The 14,057-nt window shown below is 67.3% G+C and carries 12 protein-coding genes; 7 read left to right on the top strand and 5 right to left on the bottom strand.

Annotated features, from left to right (window positions below):
* The 5 genes from HTA01S_RS26150 to HTA01S_RS08990 all read left to right on the top strand — a co-directional run.
* On the top strand, positions 1 to 175 hold a 175-nt coding region (locus HTA01S_RS26150), incomplete at its 5' end, for a hypothetical protein (RefSeq protein WP_084235959.1).
* A 240-nt stretch (positions 176 to 415) separates the two neighbouring features.
* Complete coding sequence (locus tag HTA01S_RS09005) at positions 416 to 1,312, top strand: hypothetical protein (protein ID WP_068169546.1); 897 nt, start codon at positions 416 to 418, stop codon at positions 1,310 to 1,312.
* 18 nt (positions 1,313 to 1,330) lie between these two features.
* Entirely contained in the window at positions 1,331 to 1,798 is a 468-nt protein-coding gene (locus tag HTA01S_RS09000; protein ID WP_068169543.1) for a hypothetical protein, read from the top strand.
* Positions 1,799 to 1,912: 114 nt separating this feature from the next.
* The gene (locus tag HTA01S_RS08995; RefSeq protein WP_068169686.1) at positions 1,913 to 3,133 is read left to right on the top strand and encodes a hypothetical protein; all 1,221 of its coding nucleotides are present in this window, start codon (positions 1,913 to 1,915) and stop codon (positions 3,131 to 3,133) included.
* Positions 3,118 to 5,328, top strand: coding sequence for an ATP-binding protein (locus HTA01S_RS08990; RefSeq protein ID WP_068169540.1), 2,211 nt, complete (start codon positions 3,118 to 3,120; stop codon positions 5,326 to 5,328). Before HTA01S_RS08995 ends, HTA01S_RS08990 begins: the two co-directional genes overlap by 16 nt.
* 11 nt (positions 5,329 to 5,339) lie before the next feature.
* On the opposite strand, the gene HTA01S_RS08985 is transcribed toward HTA01S_RS08990, so the two are convergent.
* Both HTA01S_RS08985 and HTA01S_RS08980 read right to left on the bottom strand, forming a co-directional pair.
* Positions 5,340 to 6,134, bottom strand: a complete 795-nt coding sequence (locus HTA01S_RS08985; protein WP_084235958.1) for a Crp/Fnr family transcriptional regulator — start codon at positions 6,132 to 6,134, stop codon at positions 5,340 to 5,342.
* 217 nt (positions 6,135 to 6,351) lie between these two features.
* The gene (locus HTA01S_RS08980) at positions 6,352 to 7,125 is read right to left on the bottom strand and encodes a Crp/Fnr family transcriptional regulator (protein WP_068169537.1); all 774 of its coding nucleotides are present in this window, start codon (positions 7,123 to 7,125) and stop codon (positions 6,352 to 6,354) included.
* A gap of 266 nt (positions 7,126 to 7,391) precedes the next feature.
* On the opposite strand from HTA01S_RS08980, the gene HTA01S_RS08975 reads away from it, so the two are divergent.
* Together HTA01S_RS08975 and HTA01S_RS08970 are read left to right on the top strand one after the other, a co-directional pair.
* On the top strand, positions 7,392 to 8,738 hold the full coding sequence (locus HTA01S_RS08975) for an SLC13 family permease (RefSeq protein WP_068169534.1): 1,347 nt from the start codon (positions 7,392 to 7,394) through the stop codon (positions 8,736 to 8,738).
* Positions 8,738 to 10,318, top strand: coding sequence for a Na/Pi cotransporter family protein (locus tag HTA01S_RS08970; RefSeq protein WP_068169530.1), 1,581 nt, complete (start codon positions 8,738 to 8,740; stop codon positions 10,316 to 10,318). The genes HTA01S_RS08975 and HTA01S_RS08970 overlap by 1 nt, the downstream gene beginning before the upstream one ends.
* A gap of 144 nt (positions 10,319 to 10,462) precedes the next feature.
* Here HTA01S_RS08970 and HTA01S_RS08965 read toward each other — a convergent pair whose 3' ends face one another.
* Genes HTA01S_RS08965 through HTA01S_RS08955 form a run of 3 tightly spaced genes read right to left on the bottom strand, consistent with a single transcriptional unit; the run spans position 10,463 to position 14,032 of the window.
* Positions 10,463 to 11,407, bottom strand: coding sequence for an ABC transporter substrate-binding protein (locus tag HTA01S_RS08965; protein ID WP_068169526.1), 945 nt, complete (start codon positions 11,405 to 11,407; stop codon positions 10,463 to 10,465).
* Between the two features lie 59 nt (positions 11,408 to 11,466).
* Positions 11,467 to 12,450, bottom strand: a complete 984-nt coding sequence (locus HTA01S_RS08960) for an ABC transporter permease (RefSeq protein WP_068169524.1) — start codon at positions 12,448 to 12,450, stop codon at positions 11,467 to 11,469.
* A gap of 19 nt (positions 12,451 to 12,469) precedes the next feature.
* Positions 12,470 to 14,032, bottom strand: a complete 1,563-nt coding sequence (locus tag HTA01S_RS08955) for a sugar ABC transporter ATP-binding protein (protein WP_068169521.1) — start codon at positions 14,030 to 14,032, stop codon at positions 12,470 to 12,472.
* Positions 14,033 to 14,057: the final 25 nt, after the last annotated feature.

Raw genomic sequence — 14,057 nt, 5'->3', positions numbered from 1 at the left:
GGGCACGCATGCCGGCGACATGATCGGCGAGATCGCGCTGGCGATCGAGATGGGCGCCGACGCGGTGGACATCGGCAAGACCATCCACCCGCACCCCACGCTGGGCGAGAGCATCGGCATGGCGGCGGAGGTGGCCCATGGGTCGTGCACCGACCTGCCGCCGGCGAAGAAGTAAAGCGCTTCACCGCTCGCAGACACAGAAAGCCCGGACGGGGAACTGTCCGGGCTTTTTTGCTGTGGCGCTTGTGGCCACGGCGATGGCGTGGGCTTCGTGCGCGCAGGCCGAGGGCGCTGGCAGTTGACATTCCGTCAAGTCCTGAGCGCGCGCCATGGACAAGCCTGGGAGGGACAGTCCTGGGCCGGACCGCAAGAATTCGTGCACTTCAACACGCACCCATTTCACAGACGGTTTGCCATGTCACAAAACACCCATACCCTTCACCTTTTCTTTGAAGACCCGGTCAAGCTCAAGATCGGCCAGTTGGTCTACCAGTACCTGGCGGCGGGTAACACCGAGCAGGCGCAGCGCTGGGCCGACAAACTCGGTCGGGGCGATCTGGATGCGCTGTGGGATGCCCTGTGGTTCAACCAGGAGGTGTTTGCCGAGCCCGATCACTTGACGCTGCGCTTTGACACGGGCACCCACGACGACCTGCCGCTGACCGCGTTGGAAGCGCTGTTTGCCCACGGCCTGCAAGCGGCCGTGCTGGAGGTGTTCTATGACCAGGTGGGCGAGACGGAGCGCATGCATTTCGATAGTGGGCAATGGGTGTCGCGCCAGGCCTTCTTTCAAAGAAACCCGCAGTGGCTGCCCGTGCTGGAACCCAAGGCCGAGCGCAGCGGCCCGGGCGATGCCAAAGAAGGCGATGAGGATTCGGATGCCGACCACGGTTGTTCCAAAGACCCCGCCAAGCCCATCTCCATCACCCAGTTGCGCCAGCAGGAGGCCAAGCGCAAGCGTGAGGCGCAGGAGGCCGCTGAGGCCATCGTCGACTTTGCCAAGGCCATGGGCAAGAGTGGCACCTCCCCTGTGCAAGGGCTGATCGCCGTGCTGCTGCTGCGCGCCGGGCTCAAGGGGCTGCTGCAGGCGATCGTGTTCACGGTGGTCACCGTGCTGCTGTTCAAGGGATTCTGGCTGTGGTTGGGCCTGGGGCTGGTGCTCGCGGTGGTCTTGCCGCTGTATTACATGCTCGCCGAATACAAGAACATCAAGGGCGATGACGGCGATGCGGATGGCGATAACAACAGCAATAGCAGCGACGACGGCAAAGACGACAACGGCGGCCCGGTCACCGTCATGGCCAACCGCTGAACCCAGGAGACAGGCAACATGCTGACGCAAATCGAATGGTGGGGTGGTCTGATCTTTGTGCTGGGCGCGCTGACCTACAGGATGGTGATGGGTGCACTGGAAAAGAAGGACGAAGGCATCCCCTGGTACCGGCTGCAGATGCACGCTTTCTACCTGCTGCCTGCGGTGGTTCTGGCGGGCTATTTCTATCCGCTGGAGCGCATCGCACTGCAGTACGCCTACCTTGCAGCGCTGGGCGCAGCGTTGGTGGTGGTTGTGGTGATGCTGGTGCAGGAGGTGACGGGCGACGCCGACAATAACGATGAGAAAGACAAGGGAGGCAAGAGAGGAGAGGGGGGAGCAGCGAAGCAGACTGAAGAAGGTGACGACGAAGATCCGGGCTGGTTGATGTCGGTGGTGGGGGCTACGGTGCTCTACAGCCCGGTGCTTGTTGCCTGCGGACTCGGCTGTTCCAAGGCGTGGCCGATGGTTCAGCGGCTGGTCTAGGTCCAACACCCTTGGCGCAGACGACAATCCGTGCCAGCCACCCGCCGCACTTCTCGTTCTCTTCCCGGTCTTTGGCGGCCTTGCCGGGCCGCCAGCCTCTTGCCCCTCCTGTTCATGGCCACCGATTCTTTTGCCGATCTGCTGTCGCTCTACATGCGGCGCATCCGCGCCAGCGCCTCGGGCGTGGCCACCGAAATCGGCCTGAGCCGCGAGGCGGTGAACAACTGGCGCAACGGCGTCTCTGCCCCCAACGTTCGTTCGCGCGACCGCGTGGTGGCCTGCACGCGTTACCTGCGTCTCACGGAGAGCGAGGCCAACCGCCTGCTCAGCGCCGCAGGCTTCGAGCCCGAATTTCCACTGCAGGCCGAGTCGGTGGGCGCGCAGCCATTTGCGGCGTTTCAGGACCGATTGTTCGCCCAGCTCGCGCAGGCCGTGCCGTACCCCATCTCGCTGCTGCTGTCGCCCGCCCACTGGGGCCAGCCGCCGTTCCGGCAAGAGCTGCTGCAGCGCGCCCGCGCGCAGTACGGCGAGGGCGCGGTGCTGCACATCCAGCCGCCTTACAGCGTGAGCACCGCGCAGGCAGACTACTTTGCCGCCATCGGCCGCCAGTGTGGCCTGGGCGAGGTGGCGTCCGACTACGAATTCGAATCCGCACTGGAGCGCCGCCTGCTGGCGGGTGAGCGCCTGTTCTGTCTGGTCAGCCGCTTTGAGCAGGGCACGCCCGCGTTGCGCGAAACCCTGGCCGGCATTTTGCGCAGCCTGAGCGAGATGCACAGCGGCCGCCTGCACCTGCTGCTGTGCGGCGGCGAGGCGCTGGCCGACCTCAAATACCGCAGCGGCGACCTCTCGCTGCTCAACATCGCGCAGGTCAACCACTGGCCGGATCCATCGCTGGAAGACCTCACGCAATTGGCCCGCCACCGCTGGCCCGAGCACACCTGGACCGAGCCGGTGGTGGCCGAGCTGCAGGCGCTCAGCGGCGGCCACCCCGCGTTGTTTGAAGAGGGGTTGCAGTGGCTGGTGGACCAGGGTGTGGGCGAGGGCCATGCGTCATCCGCTGCGCTGCGCACGCACCTGGCCAGCAGCCCGCGTCTGTGGCAAACCTTTTTGCCGCTGGCGCAGTCGCCTGCCACCCGCGCGCGTCTGCAGCAACTGCTGCAGGCCGACGACCTGGGCCGTGCGCGGCCCTATCTGCAGGATGACGAGCTGCGCCGCCTGTTCTGGGGCAACCTCATCCATGTGCGCGGCACGGGCGATGCGGCGCGCCTGCACTGGCGCTGCCCCACCATTCGTGAAGCCGGTGGGATGGTGCTGGAATCATGCTCGAACGTCTGAGCCCCTTCCTCTCCAAGGCCGTGGTGCGCGGCGTGGTCATTGCGGTGGTCACGCTGTTCGTGGCCAGCGCGCTGTTCACGCCTCAGCTCAACCCGGTCACGCGCGGCTCGTTTCTCGCGTCGGTCAACGTCGGCCCGGTGTGGGGCGAGTTGGTGCAGTGGCGCATCGCCATGATCCAGGCGCGCAACGAGCTGGACGGCTGGCCCGAGGACATCCAGCCCTACGCACCGCGCATCGCCAACCCGCAACTGCGCGTGACCTCACCGCGTCCCAACGTGTTGCAGGCCGACATTGCCCACAACCCCGAGCTGGGCGAGCTGGCCGGCACACAGGTGGTGGTGGAGTTCAAGCCCGGCACCCACGTCTGGACCTGCCGCCCCGGCAACCCGCCGATCCCGCATGGCTACCTGCCCATCAACTGCCTGGAGGGCAGCACCGACGATTTTTCCCCCGGCGTGCCGCCCATCACCGCCGATGCCGATCCCTTGGGCTGGCTGCGCTCGCTCATTCTGTGGTGCGGCGTGATCTTTGCCGTGGGCGCCGTGGTGTGGGTGGTGCGCCATCCCCTGGTCGGCGCGGGCCAGTTGCGCCCCGCGCGCCTGCGGCGCACGCCGCTGGCGCGCCTGCCGCAGATCGACCGGCTGCTGCGCTGGCTGCGGCGGCTGGAGCCCAGCTTGCTGGCGGCCGACATCCGCCTGGGCGACTGGCGCCGCGCCGTGTTGTGTGCGCAGGCCACGGGGGCCGAGCATGCCCGGGCCCTGGCGCGCGCGATGGCCGAGCGGGTATCGGCCCGATGCCAGCCCAGCGCCGACTGGACGCTGCCCGGCCAGGTGTTCGAGTGGCAGTTTCCGCCCGACCTGCCCGTGTCGCTGGACCGCTGCCTGGTTTTTGTGCCCACCCCGGGCATCGACGAAGCCACCGTGCTGCGCCAGTTGCGCGCCACACAGACCGGCAGCGACGTGCTGCTGATCCTGAGCGATCACAGCGTGGACACGCCCTGGCCGCTGTTGATGGCCCATGCCGAAGACCGCGCCAACCTGCACGTGATGGTGGACAGCGCCAGCCAGACCGAGTGGCTGATCGGCGGCGAGGCGTTGCAGGTGCTGCTGCGCCAGTTGGCCGCACAGCTGCGCATCACCCGCATCTCGCCGTACCAGACGCGCGGCGGCGTCACGCGCGAAGGCGCCTTCTTCGGCCGCGCCCAGCTGCTGGCGCGCGTCATCAACCGCGAGTCCGCCAACTACCTCGTGGTGGGCGGGCGGCAACTGGGAAAAAGCAGCCTGCTCAAGGCCGTGCAGCGCCGCATGCATGGCCATCCGCATACGGTGTGCCACTACGTCTCGCTGCGCGACCACCGCCTGGCGCCGCGCATGGCGCTCCAGTTTGGCCTGCCGGCCGACACGCCGCTTGAAGCCATCGTGGACCATCTGCAGGCACAGTACCAGGGCAAGCGCCTGGTGCTGCTGATCGACGAGGCTGACCTGTTCTTCCGCGATGAATCGGCCAACGGCTACGTGCAGCTGTCCACCCTGCGCGCGCTTAGCGAAGAGGGGCGCTGCTGGTTCATGCTCGCTGGTTTCTGGGACTTGTATGCCACGGCTGTGCTGGACTACCAGAGCCCGCTGCGCAACTTTGGCGAGGTGCTGACCATCGGCGGTCTGGAACGCGATGCCTGCCGCGAGCTGGCCACCGAGCCGTTGCGCAAATTGCGTCTGGGTTTTGACAACGAACGCCTGGTGGACCGCCTCATCGACGCCAGCGGCCAGCGCGCCAACCTGGTCGCCATCCTGTGCCAGGAATGCCTGGAAGCGCTGGCGCCTGGCGAGCGCGTCATCGAGGCCCGCCACCTCACCCAGGCCCTGGCCTCGCAGGCCGTGCAGGACGCCCTGGCCGGCTGGGGGCGCCTGAGCCATGACGAAGCCGCCTGCCGCCTCGACCGCATCGTGGTCTACCACACGGCCCAGGTCGGGCAGACCAGCCTGGTGACCCTGGCCCAGCTGCTGCAAAGCCACGGCATCACGGGCGACGCGCAGGCGCTGCGCCAGTCGCTGGCGCGGCTGCAGCTGGCCTATGTGCTGCGCAAGCACGAAGGGGGCGAATACCGCTTTACCATTCCGCTGCTGCAGGAGCAGTTCGAGCCGACCGAGGTGGAACTGTTGCTGCACCAGGAGCTGGCCGTGCTCGCACGCGGGTGACCCCGCCAGCTTCAGGCGGTTTGCACGGGCTGGCGGTGCACCACCAGAGTGGCCAGCCCCAGGTCGGCCATGCCAGCGGAACGGCGCGGTGCCCCGTGGGAGCAAGACAAGCGGTCGTAGGCTTGCCGCACCACGCCGTAGCACTCGCAGCTACGCGCTTCCAGGCCATGGCGGTCGATGATGGAAATGTGGCCCCGGCGGTAGTCAATCAGGCCGGCCTTCTGCAGCTTGATCGCCCCGCTGGTGACGCCCTCGCGTCGCACGCCCAGCAGACTGGCAATGCGTTCCTGCGTGATCTGCATGTCGCAGCCCTCCTGGCGGTCCAGGTGCTGCAGCAGCCAGCGGCACAGCTGCTGGTCCAGCGCGTGGTGGCGGTTGCAGGCCGAGGACTGCGCCATGTGCGTGAACAAGGCCTGGGTGTAGCCCAGCAACTGCTGCATGAAGTCGGGCGATCGGCGGGTGTGGTGCAACACCGCCGCCGTGCTCATGCGCCAGGCGTGTCCGGGTCGCTGCACCACGGCATCGCTCAGGGCGTTGGCGTTGCCCATGAAAGCGCAGATGCCGACCATGCCCTCGCTGCCCACCACGGCCACCTCGGCCGAGGCGCCATCGGCCATCGAGGACACCAGAGACACCGTGGCGGTGACCGGGAAGTGCACGTGGCGCAGGCCCTTGCCGCTCGAATGCAGCACCGTACCGGTCGACAGATCGACCCATTCCAGATCGGGCTCCAGGTGGCGCCATTCGGTGCTGGAGAGGGTGGCGAGCAGTTGGTTCGTGTTGAACCTTGAAGCGGTGGCGGTCATGTGGCCTCCATGTGCATGTCGTTCCATCGCAGGCCCCGGGTCTTGACGGCCCTGGGTCTTTCGATGTCCCTGCTGGCCTGAAAGGCGGGAAGCAGGGTTGAACTCAATGTAGGTGGCCCGTCATCCGTTCACTGTGTACAAAGACATGTCGGCCGATCAAGGTGTTACGGAGTGTCAGCGGGCCCGGCCTGCGCCGAAGGGGCCTGGTGGGCCAGGCTCACACCAGGGGGCGCACGGGCGGGCGCCCGTCGCCGTACAGGTCGGCCAGGCGGGCGAGCGCCTTCACGTCGCGCATGTACAGCCGACCATCGCCAATGTGGTGCAGGCCCCGGCGCTCCAGTTTGCGCAGCGTCTTGTTGGTGTGCACCAGTGACAAGCCGAGGGCATCGGCCACGTGCTGCTGCGTCAAGGGAAAAGGCACCCCCTTCGCGCCGGCATCGGCCTGCAGTGCTGCCGCGCGCTTGAAGAGCAGGATCAGCAACATGGCGATGCGCTCTTCGGCACTGCGCCGTCCCACCGAGAGCAGGGTGTCGTCCACCAGCGACTCTTCGTGCGCGGTGAGCCAGGTGATGTTGAAACCCATGCTGGGCGAGCGGCGGTGGATTTCCCACAGCGAGTCGCGCTGGAACACGCAGAACACCGCATCGGTCAGCGTCTCGACGCCATGGGCCGCGGCATCGCCCATCTTCTGCTGCACGCCGATGAAGTCGCCCGCGAGCAGGAAATTGAGAATCTGCCGCCGCCCGTCGCTCAGCGTCTTGAAACGAAACGCCCAGCCGGATTGCAGCGTGTAGAGCGGCGCGTCGACCTGACCCTCCTGGATCAGCGCTTGACCCACCGCGAGGCGCATGTCCCGGCGTTTGAGCGACTGCACGAGTTCCAGCTCGGCGGCTTCGTGAGTCTGGAACAGGTCCAGTGAGCGCAAGGGGCACTGGGCGCACGGGAGTGTGGCGGTGGACCCTTGTTCGGCGGGAGCGGCATGGGATGTCATGGGCGATTGTGGCGCATGGCTGACGGACCATGTGGATGCGGGCCCGCATCCGTGCTGGGATGGTCGAACCGGGTGGGATGCGCCTTTGGCCGATGCGGGGAATCTGGTCGGTAAACTGGTGCACGTTTGTCTTTCCATCAAGTGCCGCTCCTTTTCCTCACCATGCCTGGCCCCCTCACGGAACCTGTCCTTCTCCTGCCGATGGGCGCAGGGGCCGGCATCGCTGCGGCGCCGAGGGGCGTCGGGCTTGTCGTGGCGGGCGGGGCATGATGGGGTTCTCGGGTTCGCTGCCACGCATGGTCGGCTGCCTGGCACTGGCGGCGCTGGTCTATGGGTGGGCTCCGCCACCGGATACCTTGCGCACCGGGTTGGCGCTGTTCGTGCTGATCGGTGGCCTGTGGATGACGCAGGCACTGCACCTGAGTGTGACCGCGTTGCTGGTGCCTTTGCTGGCCGTGCTGACGGGCCTGATGGACCTGCGCACGGCGCTGGCGCCGTTTGCGCACCCCATCATTTTCCTGTTCCTCGGCGGGTTCGCGCTGGCTGCGGCGTTGCAGCGCCAGGGCCTGGACCGCGCCCTGGCACTGACCGTGCTGCGCCTGGCCGCAGGGCGGCGCAGCACGGCCGTGGCGCTGCTGTTCGGGCTCACGGCCCTGCTGTCCATGTGGCTCAGCAACACGGCCACCGCCGCCATGATGTTGCCGCTGGCGCTGGGCCTGCTGCGCGACGACGATGGGCCTCCCGAGCGAGCCTTCGTGCTGCTGGGGGTGGCCTACAGCGCCAGCATCGGCGGTATCGGCACGCTGGTGGGCAGTCCGCCCAACGCCATCGCGGCAGCTCAGGCCGGCATCGGTTTTGCCGAATGGATGCGCATCGGGGTGCCACTGGTGCTGCTGTTGCTACCGCTGATGGTTGGCGTGCTCTTCCTGTTGCTGCGTCCCCGCCTTGGCGTTTGGACTGTGCCGCCCCTTGATGGCCCGTCTGCCCAGCCGTGGACCCGCCCGCAGCGCATCACCCTGGCCGTGTTCGGCCTCACGGCCGCCGGCTGGATCGCCGCAGCGCCGCTCGGCCGCACACTGGGTATCACGGCCGATGTCGACAGTGTCGTCGCGGTGGCGGCCATCATCGCCCTCGTGGCCAGTGGTGCCATTGGCTGGCCCGACATCGAAGCGCGCACGCACTGGGGCGTGTTGCTGCTGTTCGGTGGCGGTCTGGCGCTGAGCCAGGTCATGTCGAGCAGCGGCGCCAGCCGTTTCATGGCCGACGCGCTGACCCACGCGCTGCAGGATGCCCCCACCATGCTCCTGTTGCTGGCGGTGGTGGCTTTCGTCGTCTTCCTGACCGAGCTGGTCAGCAACACAGCGTCGGCGGCGCTCCTGGTGCCGATTTTCCTGGGGGTGGCCGCGGCGCTCGGCCTGCCGCCGCCACTGTTCGCGGCAGCCATCGCGGTGTCGGCCTCTTGCGCCTTCATGCTGCCAGTGGCCACACCGCCCAACGCCATCGTCTACGCCACCGAGCAGGTGCCGCAGGCGACCATGATGCGCTGCGGGCTGGTCCTGAACGCTGTGTGCATCGTGGCGATCACGGCCATGGCGACTCTGGTGTTTGCATGATGGACTGGCAGACCCTGGGCGTGATGGTGGGTGGGCTGGGCCTGTTCCTGCTGGGCATGGGCCTGATGACCGATGGCCTGAAGCTGGCGGCCGGCCCCGCCTTGCACCGCATCCTGGCCAGCACCACGCGCACGCGCGCCCATGCGCTGGGCTCCGGGATGCTGGTCACGGCGCTGGTGCAGTCGTCCAGCGCGGTCACCGTGGCGGCCATCGGCTTCGTCAACGCCGGCCTGCTGGGGCTCGGGCCGGCGCTGTGGGTGCTGTTCGGCGCCAACGTCGGCACCACGATGACGGGCTGGATCGTCGCGTTGGTGGGTCTCAAGTTCAAGGTCGAGGCGGTGGCGATGCCGCTGGCGGGCCTGGGCGCGCTGTTGCGGCTGACGGGTGAAGGGCGGCGCAGCGGCGCCATCGGTACCGCGCTGGCCGGCTTCGGCCTGCTGTTCATGGGCATCGCCCTGCTGCAGCAGGCCTTTGCGGGGCTGGCCGGCCAGATCAGCTTGCCGCAGGGCGACGGCCCGCTGGCGGTGCTGGCGCAACTCGGCATCGGGCTGCTGATGACGGTGCTGATGCAGTCCTCCAGCGCGGCCATGGCCATCACCCTCACCGCCGCGCAAGGCGGGCTGATTGACGCACAGGGCGCGGCGGCCGTGGTCATTGGTGCCAACATCGGCACCACGGTCACGGCGCTGCTGGCGGCCATCGGCGCCACGCCGAACGCCCGCCGCGCGGCGTCGGCGCACATCGTGTTCAACCTGCTCACGGGGGTGGTGGCGCTGCTGCTCCTGCCCTGGCTCATCGGTGCGCTGGGCCTGGCGCGCGAGGCGCTCGACCTGCCACCTGACCCGGCCGCGAAACTGGCCCTGTTCCACACCACGTTCAACCTGCTCGGCGTGTTGCTGATGTGGCCCCTGGCCGCCCGGCTCACGCGCTGGCTGCAGCAGCGCTTCCGGGCCCGCGAGGAGGACGAGGCGCAGCCGCAGTTCCTGGACGTCACCGTGCTCGCCGTGCCCACGCTGGCGCTGGACGCGCTGACTCGCGAGGTGGCGCGTGCCGGCCAGGTGGCGCTCCGCATGGCCCGAAGCGCCCTCTCTGGCGCCGATGCGGTCGCGCTGAAGGCCGACCACACCATCCTGACGAGTCTGGACACCGCCATCGAACGCTTCGTCGAGCGTCTGCGCGAGGCCTTGATGTCGCAGGCCGCCAGCGCCCGGCTGGCCGCGCTGCTGCGCATCCAGCGCTACCACGAAACCGCCGCGGAACAGGCCGTGGCCGCCGCCGCGCTACCACCGCTGGGCGCGGCCGATGCGGGGCTGGCCTCGGCCCAGGCGGCGTTTGCCGCAGCGGCCAGCGCCTTGTTGTCGCGCTGCGATCCGACCGGGCCGGTGGACGCTGACGCGCTGGAGGCCGATCTGGGCACGATGGAGGCGCACTATGAAGACCTCAAGGCCACTTTGCTGTCCGCCGGTGCCGACGCCCGTCTGGCACTGACCGACATGGAGCAGGCCTTGCGCCGCTGCAGCGCGTTGCGACGCGCCGCGCAGCAACTCCACAAATCGCGGCGACGCTTCTCTGAAGGTTGAAGCGGGCTTCCCTGGTCAGCATTCGACCAGCGCCTTGACAGCAGGACCGCTATGCCCACCGGCCCGGTTCCTGCCACCAGCACGCGCCCACGCGCCGCACACGCAGCAGCGCCGCGTCGGTCTGGCGGGTGGGGCGGGGAAGGCTCAGTAGAGGACGTTCTTGGCGGCGGGGCTGTCGATGTTTTTCTTGTTCACCATCAACACGCCGGTGTCGCGGAAGGCGGGGACCTTCTTGCCCTCCACCAGTTCCATCACGGTCTTCACGCCCAGGTTGCCCATCTCGTACGCGCTCTGCACCGCAATGGCTTCGATGGTGCCGTCCTTCACGAAGCCCTGCAGGTCGGCGTTGCCGTCAAAGCCGATGGCCACCACCTTGCCCGCCTTGCCCGCCTGGACCAGCGCGCGGCCCATGCCGATGGCGGTGGGTTCGTTGGCGCCGAAGATGCCCTTCAGATCGGGATTGGCGGCCAGCACGTCGGTGGTCTGGTTCAAGGCCGTGCCCATCTGCGAGTTGGAGTAGAAGGGCCCGACGATCTGCAGCTTGGAGTGCTTCTTGATGTAGTCGGTGAAGCCGCCCACGCGGCCGATTTCCGACCCCGAACCGGCGGTGTAGGACATGATGGCGATCTTGCCGGTGGTGCCGATCTTGTCGATCAGGGTCTTGGCCGACATTTCGCCCGCGGCCTTGTTGTCGGTGGCCAGGAAGGACTGGTAGTACGCCTTGCCAGCATCCGAAGCGGCGGAGTCGATCAGCACCACGGGGATCTTGGCTTCCCAGGCTTTTTTCATGGCGGGGATCAGCGCATCCGGGTCGGACGGGGCCAGTACGATGCCGGCCACTTTGCGGTTCACGGCGTTTTCCACCAGAGCCACCTGGCCGGCCAGATCGGTGTCGGAGGCCGCGCCCTGGAAGGTTGCGGTGTAGCCTTTCGCCTTGCTCGCGGCGTCGTTCGAGCCTTTCTTCACGTTTTGCCAGAAGTCGGAGTTGGTCGTCTTCACGATCACGGCGATTTCCTTGTCGGCCGCCATGGCCAGGGACGACGCGGCCACCAGCGTGGCCGCGATCAGGGTGCTCAGCAGTTGTTTCATGTCATTCCTCTTTATCGATGGGGTGGTGCGGATGTCCCGGTAAACCCTGCCGGTAGGGATCACTTGCGGTGGCGCATCTGGTCGATCCACACCGTGAGCAGGATGACCAGACCAATCAGGATCTGTTGCGTGAAGGCCGAGACACCGGCCATGTTCAAACCGTTGCGCAGGATGCCGATCACGAAGGCGCCGATCACGGTGCCGGAGATCGTGCCCACGCCCCCGGTGAGCGAGGTGCCGCCAATCACGGCGGCCGCAATCGCGTCGAGTTCGTACATCAACCCTTCGCTGGGCTGGGCGGTGACCAGGCGTGACATCAGCACGCAGCCGGTCAGGCCCGCCAGCAGGCCGGACAGCACATAGGCAAACAGCGTCACGCGCTGCACGTTCACACCCGAGAGGCGGGCGGCTTCCATGTTGGAACCCACGGCATACAGGTGCCGGCCCAGCGTGGCGCGGTTGAGCAAAATGGACACGGCCACCGCCAGCACCACCATCAGCAGCACGGGGTAGGGAATGCCGACGAACACCACATCGGGAAAACCGTCGGGGCCAATGTTCACCACGCGCCACAGCGAGCCGTTGCCCAGTTCGGCAAAGCTTTCGCCCAGGCCGCCAATGGCTTTTGCGTCGGTGATCTGCAGCGCCACGCCCCGCGCGACCAGCATCATGCCCAGGGTGGCAATGAAGGGCGGCAGCTTGAGCACGGTCACGCACAGGCCGTTGATCAGGCCGCACAGAGCACCCACCAGCAACCCGGCCAGCATGGCCAGCGGCACGGGAACACCGGCCTTGACCGCAAGGGCGGCCACCACGCCCGCCAGCGCCAGGATGGCGCCCACCGAGAGGTCGATGCCACCGGTGATGATCACGCAGGTGGCACCAATGCCCAGGAAAGCGATGGAGGTCACCTGCAGGGCCACGGTCATGCCGTTTCCCACCGTGAAGAAGGCGTCGCTCGTGAAGGAAAAAATCACGATCAGGCCCAACAGACTGGCGAGCGCGGCAAATTTCTGGAGCAGGTCTTTTTGTCGTTCGGTCATGGGGTGGTCCGGGGGCGTTTCAGACGGGGGAGGGGATGCTGCGGCCCGAGGCGAAGTGCATGACTTCCTCCTGGCTGGTGTCGCGGGTGTTCAGCACGGTGACCAGCCGCCCTTCGTGGAACACCGCCACGCGGTCGGTCATGCCCATGATTTCGGGCAGCTCCGAGCTGATCATCACCACGCCGATGCCCTGGCCGGCGAGCTCGTCCAGCAACTGGTAGATGGCGTACTTGGCGCCCACGTCGATGCCGCGGGTGGGTTCGTCGAAGAACAGCACACGCGATTCGCGGAACAGCCACTTGCTGATCACCAGCTTCTGCTGGTTGCCGCCCGAGAGCAGGCGCACGATCTGGCTGCTGCTGGGGGTGCGTATGTCCAGCGCTTTGATGTAGCGCGCCGCGGCGACCTGCTCCTTGTCAAAGCGGATCAGGCCGACGCGGTTGGACACCGCCTCCATGTTGGCCAGCGTGATGTTCTGCGCCACCGTCATCTTCAGCGCCAGGCCATCGTGCTTGCGGTCTTCCGACAGATAGGCCAGGCCGTGGCGCACCGCGTCGCGCGGGGAATGGATGGCCAGCCGTTGTTCGCCCAGCATCACCTGACCGGCGTCAATTGGGTCGGCGCCAAAAATCGCGCGGGCCACCTCGGTGCGCCCTGCGCCCATGAGGCCCGCGAAACCCAGAATCTCACCGCGCCGCAGCTCGAAGTTCACGTTGTGGAACGCGCCCTGGCGCGTCAGGCCCTGCACGCGCAACAGCACCTCCGGCGTGGGCACCGAAGTGCGTCTGGGGAACACATCGTCCAGCGAGCGCCCCACCATCTTGGCCACAATCTGCTCCACGGTGGTGTCGGCAAAGCGGTCGGTGCTCACGTAGCGGCCGTCGCGCAGCACGGTCACCCGGTCCACGATCTGCGCCAGCTCGTCGAGCCGGTGCGAGATGTAGACGATGCCCACGCCCGCGCGCTTGAGCTCGTGGATGATGGCGAAGAGCTTTTCCGTCTCCGACTCGGTCAGCGACGAAGTCGGTTCGTCCATGATCAGCACCTGGGCGTTCAGCGACAGCGCCTTGGCAATTTCCACCATCTGCTGCTGCGCCACCGACAGGGTCTTGACCAGCACATCCGGCGCAATGTCCAGGCCCAGCCGGTCCAGGCAGTGCTGGGCGTTGCGCCGCAGCGCGGCACGGTCGATCAGCCAGCCTTTGCGCGGCTCGCGGGCCAGGAAGATGTTTTCGGCCACCGACAGGTGGGGCACCAGATTCAGCTCCTGGTGGATGATGGCAATGCCCGCCGCCTCGGAATCGGCGGGGGAGCGGAACTGGCAGACCTCGCCCCGGTAGTGCAGGGTGCCCGCGTCGGGCGGGTACTGGCCGCTGATCACCTTCATCAGCGTGGACTTGCCCGCACCGTTCTCGCCGCACACCGCATGCACTTCACCGCGGCGCACTTCCAAGCTCACCCCATCGAGCGCGAGCACGCCGGGAAAACGTTTGCTGATGCCCTCCAGCCGCAACAGCACGGCTGCGGTGGCCGCGGTGCTGGGCGGCTCGGCATGGACGGGATCGGGCGCGGATGGCGGCAATGCAGACTCCTGTAGGGCAGTCAAA

This window comes from Hydrogenophaga taeniospiralis CCUG 15921 (assembly GCF_001592305.1).
Classification (GTDB): Bacteria; Pseudomonadota; Gammaproteobacteria; order Burkholderiales; family Burkholderiaceae_C; genus Hydrogenophaga; species Hydrogenophaga taeniospiralis.
The sequence above is the reverse complement of the archived record's forward strand: the minus strand, read 5'-3'. Positions and strand labels throughout refer to the sequence as shown.